This is a genomic window from Isoptericola sp. NPDC056618 (genome assembly GCF_042792715.1).
GTDB lineage: Bacteria > Actinomycetota > Actinomycetes > Actinomycetales > Cellulomonadaceae > Isoptericola > Isoptericola nanjingensis.
Genome location: NZ_JBHTVZ010000024.1, coordinates 1 through 19199 on the forward strand (window position 1 = coordinate 1; position 19199 = coordinate 19199).

Annotated in this window: 20 protein-coding genes; 2 read left to right on the forward strand and 18 right to left on the reverse strand. The window is 74.9% G+C overall.

Annotation, left to right across the window (positions count from 1 at the left end; translation table 11 throughout):
* Positions 1-66: 66 nt before the first annotated feature.
* Complete coding sequence (locus ACFQ8T_RS19960; RefSeq protein ID WP_430548220.1) at positions 67-783, reverse strand: response regulator; 717 nt, start codon at positions 781-783, stop codon at positions 67-69.
* Entirely contained in the window at positions 780-2051 is a 1272-nt protein-coding gene (locus ACFQ8T_RS19965; protein WP_430548221.1) for a sensor histidine kinase, read from the reverse strand. The genes ACFQ8T_RS19960 and ACFQ8T_RS19965 overlap by 4 nt, the downstream gene beginning before the upstream one ends.
* 170 nt (positions 2052-2221) lie before the next feature.
* On the opposite strand from ACFQ8T_RS19965, the gene phoU reads away from it, so the two are divergent.
* A complete protein-coding gene (phoU, locus tag ACFQ8T_RS19970) occupies positions 2222-2887 on the forward strand; it encodes a phosphate signaling complex protein PhoU (RefSeq protein WP_430548222.1) in 666 nt (221 codons plus the stop codon).
* A gap of 116 nt (positions 2888-3003) precedes the next feature.
* On the opposite strand, the gene ACFQ8T_RS19975 is transcribed toward phoU, so the two are convergent.
* Positions 3004-4044, reverse strand: a complete 1041-nt coding sequence (locus ACFQ8T_RS19975) for a DUF4037 domain-containing protein (protein WP_430548223.1) — start codon at positions 4042-4044, stop codon at positions 3004-3006.
* A gap of 84 nt (positions 4045-4128) precedes the next feature.
* Here ACFQ8T_RS19975 and ACFQ8T_RS19980 point away from each other — a divergent pair, with 84 nt between their 5' ends.
* Positions 4129-5073 carry an NAD-dependent epimerase/dehydratase family protein gene (locus ACFQ8T_RS19980; RefSeq protein ID WP_430548224.1) on the forward strand — a complete coding sequence of 315 codons (945 nt, stop codon included), beginning with the start codon at positions 4129-4131 and terminating at the stop codon, positions 5071-5073.
* Between the two features lie 90 nt (positions 5074-5163).
* Here ACFQ8T_RS19980 and ACFQ8T_RS19985 read toward each other — a convergent pair whose 3' ends face one another.
* The 15 genes from ACFQ8T_RS19985 to ACFQ8T_RS20055 all read right to left on the reverse strand — a co-directional run bounded on the left by ACFQ8T_RS19985 (position 5164) and on the right by ACFQ8T_RS20055 (position 19199).
* Complete coding sequence (locus ACFQ8T_RS19985) at positions 5164-5904, reverse strand: phosphoglyceromutase (protein ID WP_429766794.1); 741 nt, start codon at positions 5902-5904, stop codon at positions 5164-5166.
* 96 nt (positions 5905-6000) lie between these two features.
* The gene (locus tag ACFQ8T_RS19990; protein ID WP_430548225.1) at positions 6001-6441 is read right to left on the reverse strand and encodes a nitroreductase family deazaflavin-dependent oxidoreductase; all 441 of its coding nucleotides are present in this window, start codon (positions 6439-6441) and stop codon (positions 6001-6003) included.
* A gap of 39 nt (positions 6442-6480) precedes the next feature.
* A complete protein-coding gene (mshA, locus tag ACFQ8T_RS19995) occupies positions 6481-7824 on the reverse strand; it encodes a D-inositol-3-phosphate glycosyltransferase (RefSeq protein WP_430548226.1) in 1344 nt (447 codons plus the stop codon).
* Positions 7824-8921, reverse strand: coding sequence for a lactonase family protein (locus ACFQ8T_RS20000; protein ID WP_430548227.1), 1098 nt, complete (start codon positions 8919-8921; stop codon positions 7824-7826). Before ACFQ8T_RS20000 ends, mshA begins: the two co-directional genes overlap by 1 nt.
* A 95-nt stretch (positions 8922-9016) precedes the next feature.
* Positions 9017-9352, reverse strand: coding sequence for an Lsr2 family protein (locus ACFQ8T_RS20005; protein WP_430548228.1), 336 nt, complete (start codon positions 9350-9352; stop codon positions 9017-9019).
* A gap of 102 nt (positions 9353-9454) precedes the next feature.
* Positions 9455-9637: a hypothetical protein gene (locus ACFQ8T_RS20010; RefSeq protein WP_430548229.1), complete on the reverse strand. Its 183-nt coding sequence runs from the start codon at positions 9635-9637 to the stop codon at positions 9455-9457.
* 14 nt (positions 9638-9651) lie between these two features.
* Entirely contained in the window at positions 9652-11112 is a 1461-nt protein-coding gene (lysS, locus tag ACFQ8T_RS20015; protein WP_430548260.1) for a lysine--tRNA ligase, read from the reverse strand.
* Between the two features lie 162 nt (positions 11113-11274).
* Entirely contained in the window at positions 11275-12219 is a 945-nt protein-coding gene (gene nadC, locus ACFQ8T_RS20020) for a carboxylating nicotinate-nucleotide diphosphorylase (RefSeq protein WP_430548261.1), read from the reverse strand.
* A 76-nt stretch (positions 12220-12295) separates the two neighbouring features.
* A complete protein-coding gene (locus ACFQ8T_RS20025) occupies positions 12296-14008 on the reverse strand; it encodes an L-aspartate oxidase (RefSeq protein ID WP_430548230.1) in 1713 nt (570 codons plus the stop codon).
* A 19-nt stretch (positions 14009-14027) separates the two neighbouring features.
* Positions 14028-14441: an aspartate 1-decarboxylase gene (panD, locus tag ACFQ8T_RS20030; protein ID WP_429734367.1), complete on the reverse strand. Its 414-nt coding sequence runs from the start codon at positions 14439-14441 to the stop codon at positions 14028-14030.
* Positions 14442-14475: 34 nt separating this feature from the next.
* Entirely contained in the window at positions 14476-15420 is a 945-nt protein-coding gene (panC, locus tag ACFQ8T_RS20035; RefSeq protein ID WP_430548231.1) for a pantoate--beta-alanine ligase, read from the reverse strand.
* On the reverse strand, positions 15417-16433 hold the full coding sequence (locus ACFQ8T_RS20040) for a Rossmann-like and DUF2520 domain-containing protein (protein ID WP_430548232.1): 1017 nt from the start codon (positions 16431-16433) through the stop codon (positions 15417-15419). The genes panC and ACFQ8T_RS20040 overlap by 4 nt, the downstream gene beginning before the upstream one ends.
* Positions 16430-18070: a PH domain-containing protein gene (locus ACFQ8T_RS20045; protein ID WP_430548233.1), complete on the reverse strand. Its 1641-nt coding sequence runs from the start codon at positions 18068-18070 to the stop codon at positions 16430-16432. The genes ACFQ8T_RS20040 and ACFQ8T_RS20045 overlap by 4 nt, the downstream gene beginning before the upstream one ends.
* Positions 18067-18591 carry a PH domain-containing protein gene (locus tag ACFQ8T_RS20050; protein ID WP_430548234.1) on the reverse strand — a complete coding sequence of 175 codons (525 nt, stop codon included), beginning with the start codon at positions 18589-18591 and terminating at the stop codon, positions 18067-18069. The genes ACFQ8T_RS20045 and ACFQ8T_RS20050 overlap by 4 nt, the downstream gene beginning before the upstream one ends.
* A gap of 119 nt (positions 18592-18710) precedes the next feature.
* Complete coding sequence (locus ACFQ8T_RS20055; RefSeq protein ID WP_430548235.1) at positions 18711-19199, reverse strand: DUF3180 domain-containing protein; 489 nt, start codon at positions 19197-19199, stop codon at positions 18711-18713.

Consider the following 19199-nt stretch of genomic DNA (forward strand, 5'->3'; position numbering starts at 1 on the left):
GGCGTCCGCGCAAGGATGCGCGGCCGCCCGTCCTACCTCGGCGGATCTCGTACTACCTCGGCAGGGTCAGGCGGGCTCGTCCGCGAGCTTGTAGCCCAGGCCGCGGACGGTGAGCAGGAGCTGCGGTGCCCCCGGGTCGGCCTCGATCTTGGAGCGGATGCGCTTCACGTGAACGTCGAGCGTCTTCGTGTCGCCCACGTAGTCCGCACCCCAGACCCGGTCGATGAGCTGCCCGCGGGTGAGCACCCGGCCGGCGTTGCGCAGCAGCAGCTCCAGCAGGTCGAACTCCTTGAGCGGCAGCGACACCGCGTCGCCGCCCACCGTGACGGTGTGCCGCTCCACGTCCATCCGCACCGGGCCGACCTCGAGCACGGGCTCGCCGTCGTCGTCGTGCCCGTTCGAGGCCGCCTCGGGGGCCGCGGGGCCGCGCCGGCGCATCACCGCGCGCATGCGGGCCAGCAGCTCGCGGAAGGAGTACGGCTTGGTGACGTAGTCGTCGGCGCCCAGCTCGAGGCCCACGACCTTGTCGATCTCGGAGTCCTTGGCCGTGAGCATGATGACGGGCACGTCGCCGCGCTGCCGCAGCTCCCGGCACACCTCCGTGCCGGACAGGCCGGGCAGCATGAGGTCGAGCAGCACCAGGTCGGCGCCGCCGTCGTCGTAGGCGGCCAGCGCGTCGACCCCGTTCGAGGCCTCCACGACCTCGAAACCCTCGCGGGTGAGCTGATATGTCAGGGGGTCCCGGTAGGACTCCTCGTCCTCGACCACCAGGATGCGCGTCACGCACCTACCTCCTCGTCCGTCGTGCCTCGGTTGTGCTGATGGTTGTGCAGATGGGTGTGCTGATGGGTGTGCTGATGGTCGTGCTGGTCGGCGTGACCCGCGGTGAGCTCCGGGTCGCCCTGCGCGAGCTCCTGCGGCACGTCGGCCGCGGGGATGCGCAGGGTGAACGTCGAGCCCTTGCCCGGCTCGGACCAGATCTGCACGTCGCCGCCGTGGTCGGCCGCCACGTGCTTGACGATGCTCAGGCCCAGGCCGGTGCCGCCCGTGTCGCGCGAGCGTGCCGGGTCGACGCGGTAGAAGCGCTCGAAGACCCGGTCGTGCTCGTCGGGGGCGATGCCCACGCCCTGGTCGACGACGTCGATCTCGACCAGGCCGCGGCGCACGCGCACCCCCAGCCCCACGCGGGTGTTCTCCGGCGAGTAGGCGACGGCGTTGTCGAGCAGGTTGCGCACCGCGGTGACGAGCAGGTTGTGGTCGCCGTACACGAGGACGTCGGCCGAGCCGCCGACCGTGATCGTGATGTTCTTCGCCTGCGCGGTGGTGCGGGCGCGGTCCACGGCCTCGGCCACGACGTCGCGCACCGGGATCGTCGTGACCTCCTGCAGCGCGCCCGCCACCTGCAGCCGGGACAGCTCGATGATCTCGTGCACCAGGGCGGACAGGCGCTGCGCCTCCGCCTGCATGCGCTCGGCGAAGCGCCGCACCGCGACCGGGTCGTCCGCGGCGTCCTGCACCGTCTCCGCCAGCAGGGCGAGCGCCCCTACCGGCGTCTTGAGCTCGTGCGAGACGTTGACGACGAAGTCGCGGCGGATGGCCTCGACGCGGCGGGCCTCGGTGCGGTCCTCGGCGAGCACGAGCAGCTTGTCCGGGCCGACGGGCGCCACCCGGACCTGCAGCAGCACCGTGCCCGACCCGATCGGGCCGCGCGGCAGCTCCAGCTCCTTCTCGCGGATCACGCCGTCCCGACGCACCTCGCGCACCAGGTCGACGATCGCCGGGTGCTGCAGGGCGTCGTTGCGCACCACGCCCAGCGCGTACGCCGGAGGGGACGCCCGCACGACGTCGTCGTCCTCGTCCAGGACCACCGCGGCCGACCGCAGCACCGCGAGCACGCGGACGAGCCCCTCGTCGAGCTCGGCGGGGGCTGCCTCGGGCGACCGGCGCTGGACACGCTCGGAGAAGCGGAAGGCGAGGGTCGCGATCACGCCCACCACGACCCCGAAGATGCCCGCGACGACCGCGGTCACGCCCTGGATGATTCCGTCCACGAGGCAAGCGTAGGTCGCGGTGGCCCGGGAATCCGTCGCGGAGCGGAACTGCTCAGCGAGCCGTCGCCCACTGTTCACCTCCGACCCTCCCGGAGTTCACCTGGGCGCCCCCGGCCCGTCCACGAGCCGTGTCAGGCTGGCAGCAGACCTATTACCCCGAGAGGACTGCGATGCGAGAGATCTTCGAGGCCGAGCTGCGCCAGGTCGGTGACGACCTCATCGAGATGAGCCGGCTCGTCGAGTCGGCCATCCGGCGCGCGGGCGACGCCCTGCTGGAGGCCGACCACCAGCTCGCGCAGGAGGTGATCGCCTCCGACCACGCGATCGACCGGCTCGAGAGCGAGCTCGACGAGCGCTGCGTGCACCTGCTGGCCCAGCAGCAGCCCGTCGCCACCGACCTGCGGGTCGTCATCTCCGCGCTGCGCATCAGCGCCTCGCTCGAGCGGATGGGCGACCTCGCCCGGCACGTCGCCGAGATCGCCCGCGGGCGGTACCCCGCCCAGGCCGTGCCCGCGCCCGCCCGCGAGACGTTCGTCAAGATGCACGGCGCGGCGGTGCACGTCGCGCAGCGCACGACGGCGCTGCTCGCCACGCGCGACGTCGCCCTCGCCGCGGAGGTGCAGCAGGACGACGACCTCCTGGACGCCCTGCACCAGGACACCTTCGCCGCGACGCTCGACCCGGAGTGGCCCGGCACCACGCAGGAGACCGTCGACGTCACGCTGCTCGGCCGCTACTACGAGCGGTTCGGCGACCACGGCGTCTCCGTCGCGCGCCGCATCACGTTCCTCGTCACCGGCAACTTCGACGACGAGCACGCCCGCACCGACGCCTGACCGCCCGCGAGGTAGTTCCGGGCTCCGCGAGGTAGTCCCCCTGCCGGCGAGGTAGTACGAGCTCCGCGAGGTAGTACTACCTCGCGGAGCTTCGTACTACCTCGCCGTTTCTCGTACTACCTCGGCTCAGAGGACGCGGCACCCGAGGGGCCGCGGACCAGCGCGACGCGGCGGGGGCCGTCCATGAGGACGTCGACGGCGTCCACCCACTGCTCGACGGCGCCGGGCAGGCCGCGCACGGCGTCCCCGGCGGCGTCCCGCAACAGCTCGGGCAGCGCGCGCAGCCCGCGGGACGGGCGGTCGAAGAACGGCTCCGTCGCGGGGCCGTCGAGGGCCGGCAGCCCCAGCTCGCGCTGCCGCTCGTGCAGCGCGTCGCACGCGGCGCCGAGCGCGGCGTCCCGCTCCTGCCAGGTCGTGGCCGCGAGCGCCCGGTCCAGGTGCGGGCCCGCGGTCACGGCCGACGGGAGGCCCGCGAACGCGGTGCCGAGCCACTTGGGGTAGGGCGGCCAGCGCCGCTCCAGCAGCAGGCCGAGCCGCAGCAGGGAACCCGCCAGCCGCGCGGCGAGCACCCGCGACCCGGTGTCGTCCCCCCGTACCCCGGTGCGCCCGACGAACGGCAGCTCCTGCCCGACCCGCGCCCACTCGGCCGCGAGGACGTGCAGCCACACGTCGTGCGGGTACCAGGCGAGCCGGTCCCGGATCGCGGTGAGCTCCCCCGGCCCGTCGTGGAAGACGGCGCCGGCTGTCACCTCCAGCACGCTCTGCCCCGTGAGCGCCAGCCAACCCACGGCGTCGAGGTCGGTCGTCGGGTCGAGCCCGAGCCGCGAGGTCGCGAACCCGCGCGGGCTCGCGACCTCGACACGATGGCGCACCACCGGGTCCCAGGTCGTGGCGAACCGCACCGGAAGGCCCGCGTGCTCGGCCGGCAGCGCGCCCTCCAGGTGGGTGTCGACGGCCGCGACGTCCCGCTCGTCGACCAGCAGCGTGAGCCGCAGCCCCCAGTCGTGGTCGCGCGACGTCGCGTCGTCGAGCCCCAGGACGTCGGACCCGCTGCCCAGCCGGCCCGCGGCGTACGGCAGGCCGGGACGCCACGCCTGCAGCAGGGGGCGGACGACGTCGTCGTGGTACGCGCGGGCGAGGTCGATGCCGGTGGTCACGCCGCCATGCTGCCAGCAGGCCGCCGGAGGGCCGTCACACCGCGGCCCGCCGTACCGTCGAGAGGCTGAGGAGAGGAGACCACCATGAGGGTCCTCGTCGCCGGAGCGACCGGAGCCGTCGGCAGCAGGCTGGTGCCGCTGCTGCTCTCGGCGGGACACCAGGTCGTCGGCACCGCACGCAGCGAGCCGCGCCTCGAGGCGGTGCGTGCCGCGGGGGCGGAAGGGGTCGTCATGGACGGCCTGGACCCCGGCTCCGTCCGGGACGCCGTCACGGCCGCCGCGCCGGACGTCGTCGTGCACCAGCTCACCGCCCTGTCGTCGATCTCCGGCGACTTCCGCCGCTTCGACCAGGACTTCGCCGTCACCAACCGGCTGCGGACCGAGGGCACCGACTCCCTGCTCGCCGCGGCCGTCGCGGCGGGGGCCCGGCGGTTCGTGGCCCAGAGCTACACCGGGTGGCCCAACGAGCGGGCCGGCGCCCTGGTGAAGACCGAGGAGGACCCCCTCACCGGCGACCCCGGCAAGGAGGCCGTCCGGTCGTTGCGCGCCATCGTGCACCTCGAGCGTGCGGTGACCGGCACGCCGGGCGTCGAGGGCGTCGTCCTGCGCTACGGGGCGTTCTACGGGCCAGGCCAGGCCCTCTCGCGCACGGGCGCCGTGGCCGACCTGGTCCGCCGCGGGCGCTTCCCCGTGGTGGGGGGCGGCACGGGCATGTGGTCGTTCATGCACGTCGACGACGCCGCGACGGCGGCGGCGGCCGCCGTCGACCACGGCGCGCCGGGGATCTACCACGTCGTCGACGACGACCCGGCACGGGTGGCCGACTGGCTGCCGTACCTGGCCGAGCAGCTCGGCGGGCGGCGGCCGATGCGGCTGCCGGCCTGGCTCGCCCGGCCGATGCTCGGCCAGCTGGGGACGGCCATGATGACGACGGTCCGCGCGTCGTCCAACGCCAAGGCGCGACGCGAGCTGGGCTGGGCGCCGCGGTTCGCGAGCTGGCGCGAGGGGTTCCGGACCGGACTGGGTTGACCGCCCGGTCCCCTCGGACGACGACGGCGCCGCACCCGGGAGGGTGCGGCGCCGTCGTGCCGTGGGCCGTCCGAGGGACGGGGCCCGGTGTTACTTGCCCTGGTTCGCGACCGCCGCGATGGCGTCCTTCGCGGCCTCGGGGTCGAGGTACGTGCCGCCCGGGTTGGTCGGCTTCAGCGTCTCCTCGTCGAGCTCGTACACCAGCGGGATGCCCGTGGGGATGTTCAGCCCGGCGATGGTCTGGTCGTCGACGCCGTCGAGGTGCTTGACGATGGCGCGCAGCGAGTTGCCGTGCGCGGCGACCAGGACGGTCTTGCCGGCCTGGAGGTCCGGGACGATCTCCCCGTCCCAGTACGGCAGGGCCCGGTCGAGCACCTGCTTGAGGGCCTCCGCGCGCGGGATGGGCTCACCGGCGTAGCGGACGTCCGAGTCCTGCGAGAACTCCGAGCCCAGCTCGATCTCGGGCGGCGGCACGTCGTAGGAACGGCGCCAGAGCATGAACTGCTCCTCGCCGTACTGGTCGCGCACCTGCTTCTTGTCCTTGCCCTGCAGGTCGCCGTAGTGGCGCTCGTTGAGGCGCCAGTTGCGCTTGACCGGGATCCAGTGGCGGTCGGCGGCGTCGAGGGCCAGGTTCGCCGTGTTGATGGCGCGGCGCAGCAGCGACGTGTGCACGACGTCGGGGGTGACGCCCGACTCCTTGAGCAGCTCGCCGCCGCGCTTCGCCTCCGCGGTGCCCTTCTCCGACAGCGGCACGTCCACCCAGCCGGTGAAGAGGTTCTTCGCGTTCCACTCGCTCTCGCCGTGGCGGAGCAGCACGAGGGTGTAGGTCATGGGGTCCATCCTGCCTGCTGCCCGGCGCCGCCCGCACCGCGGGTCGGATCCCGGACTCGCGCCGTCCGGATCGAGCGGCCGGATCGAGCGGCCGGGTCAGGAGTCCGCGCGCTCGAGCACGAACACGGGGATCTCGCGGTCGGTCTTCGTCTGGTAGTCCGCGTAGTCGGGGTACGCGGCGACCGACCGCTCCCACCAGAGCGCCTTCTCGTCGCCGGTGACCTCGCGCGCGACGTACTCGTGCTTCTCCGGGCCGTCCTGGAGCTCCACCCGCGGGTTCGCCAGCACGTTGTAATACCAGACCGGGTGCTTCGGGGCGCCGCCCAGCGACGCGACGACGGCGTACGTGCCGTCGTGCTCCACGCGCATCAGCGGGGCCTTGCGGAGTGCGCCGGTCTTCGCGCCGACGGTCGTGAGGATGACGACGGGCATCCCGCGCATCGTCGTGCCCTTGGTGCCGCCCGAGCTCTCGTACTGCTCGACCTGGTTCGCGGCACGGGTGGACGGGCTGGGGACGTACTCTCCGGTGATCGGCATGCCACGTGCAATTCCCTGCCCGGGCGATCCATTCCCGGGCTACCGCGACGAGCGGGCCCGGTGCACCTTCGCCGCCTGGGCGTACACGTCGAGCATCGCCGCGGCGGCGCGGTCCCAGCTGAAGCGCTCGCTGGCGCGCCGGGCACCGGCGGCGAGGCGGGCGCGACGCTCGTCGTCGGCGAGGAGGTCGCCGAGCTCGCGCGCCCACGTCCACGGGCCGTGGTCGGGCACGAGGACGCCGGACGTCCCGTCCACCACGACCGTCTGCAGCCCGCCCACCGCGGCCGCGACGACCGGGGTCCCCGCCGCCTGCGCCTCGGCGGCCACCAGGCCGAACGACTCGTTGTGCGACGGCACCGCGACGACGTCCGCCGCGCGCAGGTAGTCGACCAGCTCCTCGCGCGGCACCGGCGGGCGCACGTCGAGGTGGTCGGTGACACCGACCTGGTGGGCCAGCGCCTCGAGCTCGCGCACCGCCGTCGCGCGGCCGCTGGCGCCGCCCAGCACGACAAGGGTCGGCACGCGCGAGCCGCCGCCGTCGCACCACGCCTCGGGCTCGGCGGCGTCGCCGGAGCTCGCGTGGTCGGCCAGCACCCCGAGCGCGCGGACCAGGACGTCCGGGCCCTTGAGGAGCTGGACGCGGCCCGCGAACAGCACGATCTTCCGGTCGGTGGGCAGGCCGAGCCGCTCGCGCAGGGCGCGGCGCGCCGCGTCGGCGTCCTCCCCCACCGCTGGCTCGAGCGGGCGGAAGACCTCGAGGTCGACGCCGGGCGCCACGACGTGGACGCGGTCCGGGTCGGCGCGGTACTCCTGCTCGAGGTCACGGGCCTCCTCGCGGGTCGAGGCGACCAGCCCGTCGGCGGCCTCGACCACCTGCTCCTCCCCCACGACCCGGCCCACGGGCTCCGGGGTGTCCCCCGGGGCCAGGGCCGCGTTCTTCACGCGCGCCATCGTGTGCATGGTGTGCACGAGCGGGACGTCCCACCGCTCGGCGGCCAGCCAGCCCACCTGCCCCGACAGCCAGTAGTGGCTGTGCACGACGTCGTACCAGTGCGGCGGGCGGTGGGCTTCCGCCCGCAGGACGCCGGCGGTGAACGCGCAGAGCTGGCCCGGCAGGTCGTTCTTGTCCAGCCCCTCGTACGGGCCCGCGGACACGTGCACCACCCGGATCCCCGGCTCGACGTCGACCCAGCGCGGCTGCGCGGACGCCGTCGCGCGCGTGAAGATCTCGATCTCCGCCCCCCGGCGGGCCAGGGCGCGGGCCAGCTCCATGACGTAGACGTTCATGCCGCCCGCGTCCCCCGTGCCGGGCTGGTCGAGCGGCGACGTGTGCACCGACAGCATCGCCACCCGCGGACCGGGCCGCTCGCCGGGGGTGGTCATCACGACTCCAGCACGCAGGCGGGAGGCGTCGGCAGCGCGTGCCGCGCCACCACCTCGCCGGTGCCCGTCGCGGGGTCGACCCGGACCGTCGCGAGCTCGCTGCGGCCCTGCAGCGCGACGACGACGGTCTCGGCACCGTCGGCGTCCGTGCCGGGCTGCGCGGAGCCGAGGACGGCGTGGTGGCGCGGCCACGCGCCGTCGCCGAGCGGGACGTCGGCGAGGTGCCGCAGGACCGGCGTCCCGCCGTCCGTCGCCACCGCGAGCACGGCGAGCAGGTCCGCGCCGCGCAGGCCGACGTGCAGGCGCGTGCCGTCGGCGCTCAGCGTGACGTGCGCGGGGAAGTCGCGGCCCGCCTCCGCCGCCGGCGAGACCGGCACTGCCGCCGCGGCCGTCCACCCGGCGCCGTCGCGCACCAGCACGTGCGCGCGGGCGTCGAGCTCCCCGACGACGACGAGCGAGCCGTCCGGCAGCGTGACGAGGTGGCGCGGCCCGGTGCCGGGCGGCAGGACGGCGGCGACGTCGGCCGCGGCGCCCGCCTCGGCGCCCTTGGCGGGGTACCGCCGCACGACGTCGGCGCCCAGGTCGCACACCAGCACGCCGTCGCCGGCCTCGGCCACGAAGTGCGCGTGCGGGCCGGCCTGCCGCTCGACGACGGGCCCGCTGCCCACGCCGGGGTGCGCGACGACACCCTCCGCCGCGAGGTCGCCCGTCGCCGGGTCGACGTCCACGGACGCGGCGACGCCGTCGCCGTAGTTCGCGACCCACACGGTGCCCCCGAGGGCCAGCACGTGGCACGGGTCGTCGCCCCCGGACGCGAGGGAGCCCGACGGCGCGAGCCGGGCGCCGTCGTCGGCGTCCTCCACGCGGAACGCCGAGAGCGTCCCCGCGGGGGTCTCGCCCACCGCGTAGAGCGTGCGGCCGGTCGGGTGCAGCGCCAGGAACGAGGGCGACGTGGCGGCCACGGCCGGCGCCGCCGCCTCCACCGCGCCGTCCGGGCCCAGGGCGACCCGCCAGATGCTCTCCCCGCTGCCGGGGCCACCGCCCGGCTGCGGGTAGGTGCCGACCCAGAGCTGCGCCCGCGCGTCCCGTTCCGTCATGGCCTCAGCCTATGACCGCACGACCGCCGCCCCGGAACGCGCACGACCCCCGACCGGAGCCCGGTCGGGGGTCGTGCGGGATGCTCACGCAGCCGTCAGTGGGCGGCCTCGTAGGCTTCGAGGACGGAGCTGGGGATACGGCCGCGGTCGCTCACCTTGTGGCCGTTCTCGCGGGCCCACTCGCGGATCTTGGCGAGCTGCGCGCGGTCGGTGCCGGTGCGACGGGCGGCGCTCCGCGTGCCGCCGCCCAGCCGCGTCGTGGTCTTGCGACCGTGACCGATCCAGGTGGCGAAAGCGTCCCGGAGCTCGGCCGCGTGCCTGGCCGTGAGGTCGATCTCGTACGAGACCCCGTCGAGCGCGAAGGTGACGGTCTCGTCGGCGTCGCCCCCGTCGATATCGTCGATCAGGACGATCTGCTGCTTCTGGACCACGTGAATTCCCCTCGGTCACGATATTCGGACAGAAGTGAGAATGCCCCTCGGGTCACTCGATTGTCAATCCGAATCCCCGGAATGGGAATCGCGCGACAGAATTCAGCGAGTTTCGGTTTCGGGGGCCGCGGCCGCAGCGGCCGCCGCCTCTTCCGCGTCCATCCTCTCGAGCGCGATCCGCTCGTTCCGGTCCGCGTGCAGGATCTTGCGCATCGCGAGCCAGAACAGCAGGCCCACGCCGACCGACGGGGCGAGCCCGCTCATGATCGCGAGAAAGGTGTCCATGGGATGACTTTCGTTCAGGCCGTCGGCTTGACGAGCGGGAAAAGGATGGTCTCGCGGATTCCGAGGCCGGTGAGCGCCATGAGGAGCCGGTCGACGCCCATGCCCATGCCGCCCGACGGCGGCATCGCGTGCTCCATCGCGGTGAGGAAGTCCTCGTCGAGCGCCATCGCCTCGTCGTCGCCCGCGGCGGCGAGGCGCGCCTGGTCCTCGAACCGCTGGCGCTGGACGACGGGGTCCACGAGCTCGGAGTACCCCGTGGCCAGCTCGAAGCCGCGCACGTACAGGTCCCACTTCTCGACGACACCCGGGATCGTGCGGTGCGCGCGCACCAGCGGAGAGGTCTCGACCGGGAAGTCGCGCACGAAGGTCGGCGCGTAGAGGTCGTCGCCCACGTGGTGCTCCCACAGCTCCTCGACGAGCTTGCCGTGGTTCGACTTCTTCGGGTCCACCGAGATCTCGGCCTTCTCGGCGAGGGCGAGAAGGTGGTCGACGGTCGTCTCGGGCGTGATCTCCTCGCCGATCGCCTCCGAGAGAGATCCGTACATCGTGATCTGCGCCCATTCGCCGCCGAGGTCGTACTCCTCGCCGTCCGGAAGGGTGACCGTCGTGGTGCCGAGAACGTCGAGAGCGGCCTTCTGCACGAGATCCTGGGTGAGCGCGCCGATCGTGTTGTAGTCGCCGTACGCCTCATAGGCCTCGAGCATCGCGAACTCCGGAGAGTGCGTCGAGTCCGCGCCCTCGTTACGGAAGTTACGGTTGATCTCGAAAACCTTCTCGATGCCGCCGACGACCGCGCGCTTGAGGAAGAGCTCCGGCGCGATCCGCAGGAAGAGGTCGATGTCGTACGCGTTCATGTGCGTGCGGTACGGGCGCGCCGAGGCGCCGGACGCGATGGTCTGCAGCATCGGCGTCTCGATCTCGAGGAACCCGCGGTCGTGGAAGTTGTCGCGCATCGAGCGGACGACGCCGGCGCGGGTGCGGACCATCTCGCGGGCCGCGGGCCGTGCGATGAGGTCGACGTACCGCTGGCGGACCCGCGCCTCCTCCGAGAGGTCCTTGTGCAGCACGGGCAGCGGGCGCAGGGCCTTGGCCGCCATCGCCCAGCTGTCGGCGAACACGCTCAGCTCGCCGCGCCGGGAGGAGCCCACCCGGCCGTGCACGAACAGGTGGTCGCCCAGGTCGACGTCGGTCTTGAACGACGCCAGCGACTCCTCGCCGACCTCCTTGAGGCTGAGCATCGCCTGCAGGCGGCGCCCCTCGCCGTCCTGCAGGGTGACGAAGCACAGCTTGCCGGTGTTGCGCAGGAACACGACGCGGCCGGCGACGCCGACGACGTCGTCCGTCTCCTGGCCGGCCTCGAGGTGCTCGTAGCCGGCCCGGACCTCGGCGATCGAGTGCGTGACCGGCAGGCTCACCGGGTAGGGCTCGACGCCCTGCTCCAGGAGCCGGTCGCGCTTCTCCCGGCGCACGCGCATCTGCTCCGGGAGGTCGTCCGTGGCCGCGGAGTCGATCGCGGGGTCGACGGCGGGCACGGCGGAGGCGGGGTTCTGCGGGGAGGTCACCCGTCGATTCTACGGGCGACGCACCTCACACCCGCCCGGCGGGGTCGGACGCGGTCAGGACGCCGCGGGCCGGGATCACGCGCGCAGGTCGAGCGCCAGGTCGAGGATCGGGGCGGAGTGCGTGAGCGCGCCGACGGACAGGTAGTCGACGCCGGTGCCGGCGACCTCGCGGGCCCGGTCCAGCGTGAGGTTGCCCGTCGCCTCCAGCTCGACGTGCGGGGGCACGCCGTCGCGCCCCTGGCGTTCGCGGACCGCGGCGACGGTCGCGGCGAGGACGGGCGTGGGCATGTTGTCGAGCAGCAGGAAGTCCGCGCCGGCGTCGAGCGCCTCCATCGCCTGGGCGGTGGTGTCGGCCTCGACCTGGACCAGCACGTCGGGGAAGGTGCGGCGGACGGCGCCGATCGCACCCCGCACCGAGCCCGCCGCGACGACGTGGTTGTCCTTGACCATCGCGACGTCGTGCAGGCCCATGCGCTTGTTGGTGCCCCCGCCGGCGCGGACGGCGTACTTCTCCAGGGCTCGCAGGCCCGGCGTCGTCTTGCGGGTGTCGAGCACCTGGGCGCCCGTGCCGGCGAGCTCGCGCGACCAGGCCGCCGTCGCCGTCGCGACCCCCGACGCGCGGGAGGCGAGGTTGAGCAGCGTCCGCTCCGCGACGAGGAGCACCTGCACGGGGCCCGCGAGGGCGGCGAGCACCTGCCCGGGCGTGACGGCGTCGCCGTCCTGCGCGTGGAACGTCACGGTCGGGGCCGGGAGCCCGAGACGACCGGCGACCTGGCGCAGCACCTCCGCCACCACGACGAGCCCCGCGACGGTGCCCGCCGACCGGGCCACGAGGTCCGCGGTGCCCGTGGCCGACGCCGGCACCGTGGCCTGCGTCGTGACGTCGCGGCCGGGCGCCGCGCCGAGGTCCTCGTCCAGCGCGGTCTCGACGACGCGGGCGACCCATGCCGCGTCCAGCCCGGGCTCGACGGCGGACGGCTGGTCGTGCACGGGCAGGTCGCGGGAGAGGTCCGGGCGCAGGTCGGTCACGGTGCGCAACGCTACCCTCCGCGAGGTGGTACCGGGCCTGCCGAGTGCTACCTCGCGGAGTCTCGTACTACCTCGGCAGATTCGGTACTACCTCGCGGGCTCGTTCCACCTCGCGGAGGGTGCCGTCCTCGTCGAGGGCGAGCGTGACGCGGCGCCGCCACGCCGGGTCCGGCGCGGGGAAGTCGGTGCGGAAGTGCCCTCCGCGGGACTCCTCGCGCACGCGGGCGGCGTGCACCAGCGCGCTGGCGACCTGGTGCACGGTGGTGGTCTCCCACTCGGCGACCTGCGGGTCTGCGACGACGTCGGTCGCGCGGTGAGCGTCCGTCCGGACCCCGGCCAGCGCCTGCGCTGCGCGCTCCAGCGACTCCGCCGACCGCACGGGGCCCGCGCCGTCCGACGTCGCGCGCTGCACGCGCGAACGGGCTGCCGCCGCGACGAGCGCCGCCCCGCCCGGGCGCTCCTCGGGCTCGGGGGCCCGGCGTGGCCCGCCGTCCTCGACCTGCCGCACGACGTCGCGCGCGGCGCGGTGGGCGAAGACCAGGCCCTCTAGCAGCGAGTTGGAGGCCAGCCGGTTGGCGCCGTGCACGCCCGTGCACGCCACCTCCCCGACCGCGTACAGGCCGGGCACCGAGGTGCGGCCGCGCGGGTCGGTCACGACGCCGCCCGAGTGGTAGTGCTGGGCGGGCGCCACCGGCACCGGCTCCTCGGTCCAGTCGATGCCCTGGGCCAGCAGGCGGGCCGTGATGGTCGGGAAGCGGCGGCGCAGGAAGCCCGCCCCGAGGTGGCGGGCGTCGAGCAGCACGTGGTCGGCGTTCGTCGCGGCCATCCGCCGCACGATGGCGTGCGCGACGACGTCCCGCGGCGCCAGCTCGGCCAGCTCGTGCTCGGCCGGCATGAAACGGGCGCCGTCGACGTCGAGCAGCAGCGCACCCTCGCCGCGCACCGCCTCGCTGATGAGCGGCAGCTGCCCCTTGGCTCCCATGCCCTGCCACAGCACGGTGGGGTGGAACTGGACGAACTCCAGGTCGCCCACGGCCGCGCCCGCGCGCAGCGCGGCGGCGATGCCGTCCCCCGTCGCGCCGGGCGGGTTGGTCGACGAGCGGAACACCTGCCCGATGCCGCCGGTCGCGAGCACCACGACCGGTGCCAGCGCGGCCCCCACGCCGTCGCGGCTGCCCGCGCCGCGCACGTGCAGCGTGACGCCGGCGACCGAGCGGTGCCCGTCGGGGCCCGGGGCTCCGGTGAGGACGTCGAGCACCAGCGCGTTCTCGAGCACCTCGATGCCCGGGTCGTCGCGCACCGCCTCGATCTGCGCGACCAGGGCGCGGGAGATCTCGGCCCCGGTCGCGTCGCCGCCGGCGTGCGCGATGCGGTCGGCGCGGTGCCCGCCCTCGCGGGTGAGGGCGATGCCGCCGTCCGGGCCGACGTCGAACGACGTGCCGCGGGCCACGAGCTCGCGCACGCGGTCCGGGCCCTCCGTGACGAGCACGCGCACGGCCTCCGGGTCGCTGAGGCCGCCGCCGGCCGCCAGCGTGTCCGTGAGGTGGGCGTCGGGGGTGTCGTCGGGGTGCAGGGCCGCGGCGATGCCGCCCTGCGCCCACACCGTGGAGCCGGACGAGAGCGCGCCCTTGGTGACGAGCAGCACGCGCGGCACGCGCGAGCGCAGCTCCAGCGCCGCGGTCAGCCCGGCGATGCCGGTGCCGACGACGATCGCGTCGGCGGCCGTCGTCCAGCCGGGGGCGGGGGCGGCGAGGGCGCGGGCCAGCCGCGGCCCGGTCACGGACGGTTCACCGGGGGCGTCACCGGACGGCCGCGAAGGGCACGCCGCTGGACTCCAGGCCGAAGCCGTCGGGCACCTGTCCCGGGTCGTCGTCGAGCTCGACGATCCGGTTCTCCGGGTCGACGAACACGACGGCCGGGGAGTACGTGCGCGCGTCGGCGTCCGACATCGTGCCGTACGCGATGACGATGACCGTGTCCCCGGGGTGCACCAGGTGCGCGGCCGCGCCGTTGATGCTCACCTGGCGACCGCCGCGCTCGCCCGGGATGACGTAGGTCGTGAGGCGGGCGCCGTTGGTGACGTCCACCACGTCGACCTGCTGGCCCGGGTAGAGGTCGGCCGCGTCGAGGAGGTCGGCGTCGATGGTGATCGAGCCGACGTAGTGCAGGTCCGCCTGCGTCACCGTGGCGCGGTGGATCTTGCCGATCATCATCGGCCGCTGCAGGGAGGCGGGGCGGTTCGCGTGCTCAGTCACTGGCGTTCTCCTGGGGGTCCTCACCGGTAGCAGGGCCGCTGGCAGGGCTGCCGGCGAGGTCCACGGCCTGGTTGTCGATCAGTCGGGTGGCGCCCGTACGCGCCGCCACGAGGAGGAGGGCGGGGCCGCGGAAGTCCGCGGGCACCGGGTCCACGGTAGTCGGGTCGACGAGTGCGAGGTAATCGACCTCAACGCCCGCGGCCCCGTCCAGGATTCCCGAGGCCGCCTCCACGACCGCCGACGCACCCCCGCCGGCCGCGTCCGCGCCGGCGCGCAGGGCCCTCGAGAGCGCGAGCGCCGAGGCCCGCTCGTCGTCGGACAGGTAGGCGTTGCGCGAGGACAGCGCGAGCCCGTCGGCGTCGCGCACGATCGGCACGCCGAGCACCTCGACGTCCACGTCCAGGTCGCGCACCATGCGGCGCACGGCCAGCAGCTGCTGGGCGTCCTTCTCCCCGAACAGCGCGACGTCGGGGCGCGTCAGGTGCATGAGCTTGAGCACCACGGTGAGCACGCCGTCGAGGTGGCCGGGGCGCGTCTCGCCCTCCAGCACCTCGCCGACCCGGCCCGCCGACACCCGCACGATCGGGTCGCCGTCGGGGTAGACGACGTCCGGGGTGGGCGCGAAGACGACGTCCGCGCCGACGCTCGCCAGCTTCGCGACGTCGCCGTCCAGGTCGCGCGGGTAGCGGTCCAGGTCCTCCCCCGCACCGAACTGCAGCGGGTTGACGAAGATCGTCACGATCACCTGGCCGGTGGGGCCGGCCGCCTCGCGGGCCGCCCGCACCAGCTGCAGGTGCCCCTCGTGCAGGGCGCCCATGGTCATGACGACGGCGCGGCGGTCCGTCGGCTCCGGGCCGGACAGCGTCCATGCCCCGAGCGCGTCGTGCAGGTCCGCCCGGGAGCTCACGACGGCGGGCGCGTGCGGGGTGGTGGTCATCGGGGCTCCTGCGGGTCGTCGGGGTGGGACGCGGGCGGCGGCGCGAGGGCGTCGAGCAGCTCGCGGGCCGCGCGGTCGTCGATGCGGTGGGCGGCGAGCGCACGGCTCGTGGCACCGCGCGACAGCTCGGTGTACGACGCCGGCACGTCGGTGGCGCCCGTCCCGGCCGCCAGCGCCCGCAGGGCGTCGAGGTGCGTGCGCACCGTGCCGACGTCGCCGCGCGACACCGGGCCGGTGAGGGCCGTGATCGCCCCCGGCCCGTCGGGCACGTCGGCGGCGCGCGTCGCGCCGTCGAGCGCGGCGGACAGGAGCGGCGCGAGCGCGCGCCCCGGCTGCTCGACGCCGGCCGCCGCGAGCGCCTGGGCGGCCTGCGCCACCAGCACCACGAGGTGGTTCGCGCCGTGCGCGAGGGCCGCGTGGTAGAGCCCGCGGGCCTCCTCCGCGACGATCACCGGCTCCCCGCCGACCTCGACGACGAGCGCCTGGCCGATCGGCTGCACGGCCGACGGCGCCGTGACCGCGAACGTGCAGCCCTCCAGCCGGTGCAGGTCGAGCGACGTGCCCGTGAACGTCATCGCCGGGTGCAGCGCCACCGGGATGGCACCGGCCTTCCGCGCCGGGTCGAGGACGCCCACGCCGTACCGGCCGGACGTGTGCACGACGAGCTGCCCGGGCTGCCACGCGCCGAGCGTCGCCAGGCCGCTCACGACCTCCGCGAGCGCGTCGTCGGGCACCGCGAGCAGCACCATCTCGGCGCGCTCCACGACGTCGGTCACCTCGAGGTGCGGCACGCCCGGCAGGAGCGTCGCGATCCGCTCCCGCGACTCCTCGCTGACCCCGCTCGCGCCCACCACCGTGTGGCCCGCCGCGCGCAGCGCGCTACCGAGGACAGCGCCCACCCGGCCGGCGCCGACGACGCCGACGCCGAGGCGGCCGGGGCGCCCGGACGGTGGGACCGACGATGGTGCGGACGACGGCGCGGAATCCGGGCGGTCGTCGTCGGGCGCGCTCATCCTCGCCCCTCCATCCAGCGCTCCGGCCCCGCGTGGGCGCGGGCGGCCCGGGCGCGGGAGGACTGCTCGCCGAGCAGGCGCGCGGCCTCGTCCTCGGCGAGGTGGTGGACGGCCGGGCTGATCGGGCCGGGCGTCGAGTGCAGCACGAACGACGCGAGGCCGCGCCGTCGCTGCCACGGCCCCTGCTCGATCCCGAGGGACTGGGTGCGCTCGTGCGGCACCACCTCGAGCGAGCGGACGAAGCGGCCCCCGCGCGCCAGCAGCGCGCGGCCCGTGACCGCGTAGCCGTTGCGGCGCCAGCTCCACGGGTCGAGCAGGCGGGCGCTGCGCGGGCTGGTGACGAACCAGCGGTCCGTGCGGGCGTCGCCGGTGAGGGCCTCGTCGAGCAGCGCCAGCGTCTCGTCGGGGTTCTCGACCTCGAGGTCGGGCAGCACGAGCCACAGCGCCGTGAGCGCCTCCTCGCGCGGCCCGACCGGCAGGAGCACGTGCTGCTGCTCGCCCTGCTGCTGCCCCTCTCCGCCGCCGTAGCCGGCCACGTTGACCTTGACGCGCCACCAGTCGGGCCCGCGCCACAGCGGGCCCTGCGTGAGCGACACCGCCTGCACGCGGCCCGGCGGGATCGTCTGCGCGCGGGTCTCCAGCAGGCCGTGGCGCAACCGGATGCCGTCCGGCGACAGCGCGGCCCGGAAGCCGAACTCCCCCGCGAACCGCTGGAAGATGTAGCCGCCGACGCCGAGGATCGCGGGCAGCGCCGAGAACAGGATGCTCACCTCGCGGGTGACGGCGACGGCCACCCCGACGCCGATGAGCACCAGGACGCCGATCCACACGCCCGGCATCCGCAGCAGCGACTGCAGCAGGCGCGTCGCCGGCACCTCGTACACCTGGCGCTCGGGCGCCTCGGGCGCGACGCCGTCCTGCCCGTCGTCGGACGCGTGGGCTGCTCCTGCGGGCCGGGCGTCCGACAGGTCCGCGGGCGCCGTCGTGGTGTCCGGCGCTGGGCCTGCCCCGGTGGGCCGTGCGTCGGACAGGTCGGTGCGGCGGGCCGCCTTGACCCCGGCCGCGCGCGCGAGCAGGTCGGCACGCAGGCGCTGCGCGTCCGCCTCCTTGAGGAACCCGATGGCCACGCCCGAGTCGGAGCCGCCCGCCACCTCCAGGCGCAGCTCCGCCAGCCCGAACAACCGCGCGAGCAGCGGCTGCCGCACGTCGATCGCCTGCAGCCGGTCGAGGCGGGCGTGCCGCTGCTGGCGGAACAGGATGCCCTTGCGCAGCCGCACGGCGTCGTCGTCCACCGCGTACGCCGTCATGCGCCAGGCCAGCGCCGCGTAGCCGAAGATGATCGCGACGAGCAGCACCAGCGCGAGGATCACCACCCACCACAGGCTGCGGATCGAGTCGACCGCCCTGACCGCGTTCGACACGTCGTCGAGCACCTGCTGCCCGCCGATGACGAGGATCGCCACCACGGCCGCCCAGCCCCGCACGAACGGCGTGACCGGGTGCACGCGGCGCCACTCCTGCTCCTGCCCGGCCTGCTCCTGCCCGCCCTGCTCCTGCCCGCCCTGCTCCTGCCCGGCCGGTTCGTGCGTCGGCGCGTGACCCGTCTCAGGGGCCCGCTCGGGGCTCGGCTCGCTCACAGGCCCGCCAGCCTCGCCTCGCCCCGCGCGGTGAGGCGGTCACGCAGGCGCTCTGCCTCGTCGGGCACGAGGCCGGGGATGTCCGCGTCGGTGCTGGCCGACGCGGTGTGCAGCTGCACCTTCGCGATGCCGAGCTTGCGGTCCAGCGGACCCGCCTCCACGTCCACGTACTGCATGCGGCCGTAGGGCACGACGACGAGCGTGCGGAACATGATGCCCTTGCGGATCAGCAGGTCGTCGTCGCGCTCCGCGTACCCGATCGCGCGGACCTGGCGCGGCACCAGCAGCAGCGCCCACACCAGCAGCGCGGCCGGCACCCCGGCGAGCAGCCAGAACCACGGCGAGACGAGGACGGCGAGCACCACGCCGGCGACGATCGGCAGGGCCAGCGTCACGGACGTCGAGATGAGGCGCGCCGGGACGAGCCGAGGCGACACGCCCTGCCAGACGACGCCGGGCGGGTCGAAGGGGCCCGTCTGCCGCGTGGTCGACGGGTCGGCGCCCGCGGGGATGCTGGTCATGGGTCCATCCTTCCATCCGGGGACCCGCCGGCCACATCGTCCGACCGGCCCATCCGCACCGTCCCGCGTCCGACCTCCGGACGACACCGGTCTGCGCCGGTCTGGACCGGCGGTGCCGGTCACGACGGCAAGGGGTCCGCGTGCTCCTCGGTGTCGCCCCCGTCGGGGTCGTCGGACGGCGGCAGCTGGCAGAACTTCTCCACGACCAGCCCCACGACGCACAGCACCACGGCGCACGCCGCCGCGACGGCGGCGGCGACCGCCTGGTCGCGGCGCGCCTCGATCTGCAATTGACCCAGGACGACGAGCAGGCTCGCGACGTACCGTCCGGCGAGCAGCGCTCCGGTCAGCGCCCCCGCCTTGGCGAGCACGAACGTGCGGGCCGCGCGCATCGGGTCGAGGTCCGGGCGGTCGCCCTTCTGGTACGCGCGCACCGCCCAGCCCATCCAGAAGATGACGCCCGCCAGCGCGAGCATCGCGACGTCCTCCACCCACGCGACGGTGGGCAGGTAGACGCCGCGCGACTCGAGCAGCCGGAGCAGCCCGGCACCGCCGACCGCCACCACGGCGGCGACGACGGCGAGGAGGCGGACGGAGGTGCGGCGCAT

Bases quoted from the DNA above. Each gene is read 5' to 3' on its own strand.
- ACFQ8T_RS19985 (WP_429766794.1), bottom strand. From the start codon at position 5,904: ATGACCTACACCCTCGTGCTGCTCCGCCACGGCGAGAGCGAGTGGAAC.
- panD (WP_429734367.1), bottom strand. From the start codon at position 14,441: ATGATGATCGGCAAGATCCACCGCGCCACGGTGACGCAGGCGGACCTG.
- ACFQ8T_RS20040 (WP_430548232.1), bottom strand. From the start codon at position 16,433: ATGAGCGCGCCCGACGACGACCGCCCGGATTCCGCGCCGTCGTCCGCA.
- ACFQ8T_RS19990 (WP_430548225.1), bottom strand. From the start codon at position 6,441: ATGCCGATCACCGGAGAGTACGTCCCCAGCCCGTCCACCCGTGCCGCG.
- ACFQ8T_RS20010 (WP_430548229.1), bottom strand. From the start codon at position 9,637: ATGGACACCTTTCTCGCGATCATGAGCGGGCTCGCCCCGTCGGTCGGC.
- mshA (WP_430548226.1), bottom strand. From the start codon at position 7,824: ATGACCACCCCCGGCGAGCGGCCCGGTCCGCGGGTGGCGATGCTGTCG.
- panC (WP_430548231.1), bottom strand. From the start codon at position 15,420: ATGACCACCACCCCGCACGCGCCCGCCGTCGTGAGCTCCCGGGCGGAC.
- ACFQ8T_RS20000 (WP_430548227.1), bottom strand. From the start codon at position 8,921: ATGACGGAACGGGACGCGCGGGCGCAGCTCTGGGTCGGCACCTACCCG.
- lysS (WP_430548260.1), bottom strand. From the start codon at position 11,112: ATGCGCGTGCGCCGGGAGAAGCGCGACCGGCTCCTGGAGCAGGGCGTC.
- ACFQ8T_RS20055 (WP_430548235.1), bottom strand. From the start codon at position 19,199: ATGCGCCGCACCTCCGTCCGCCTCCTCGCCGTCGTCGCCGCCGTGGTG.
- phoU (WP_430548222.1), top strand. From the start codon at position 2,222: ATGCGAGAGATCTTCGAGGCCGAGCTGCGCCAGGTCGGTGACGACCTC.
- ACFQ8T_RS20050 (WP_430548234.1), bottom strand. From the start codon at position 18,591: ATGACCAGCATCCCCGCGGGCGCCGACCCGTCGACCACGCGGCAGACG.
- ACFQ8T_RS19980 (WP_430548224.1), top strand. From the start codon at position 4,129: ATGAGGGTCCTCGTCGCCGGAGCGACCGGAGCCGTCGGCAGCAGGCTG.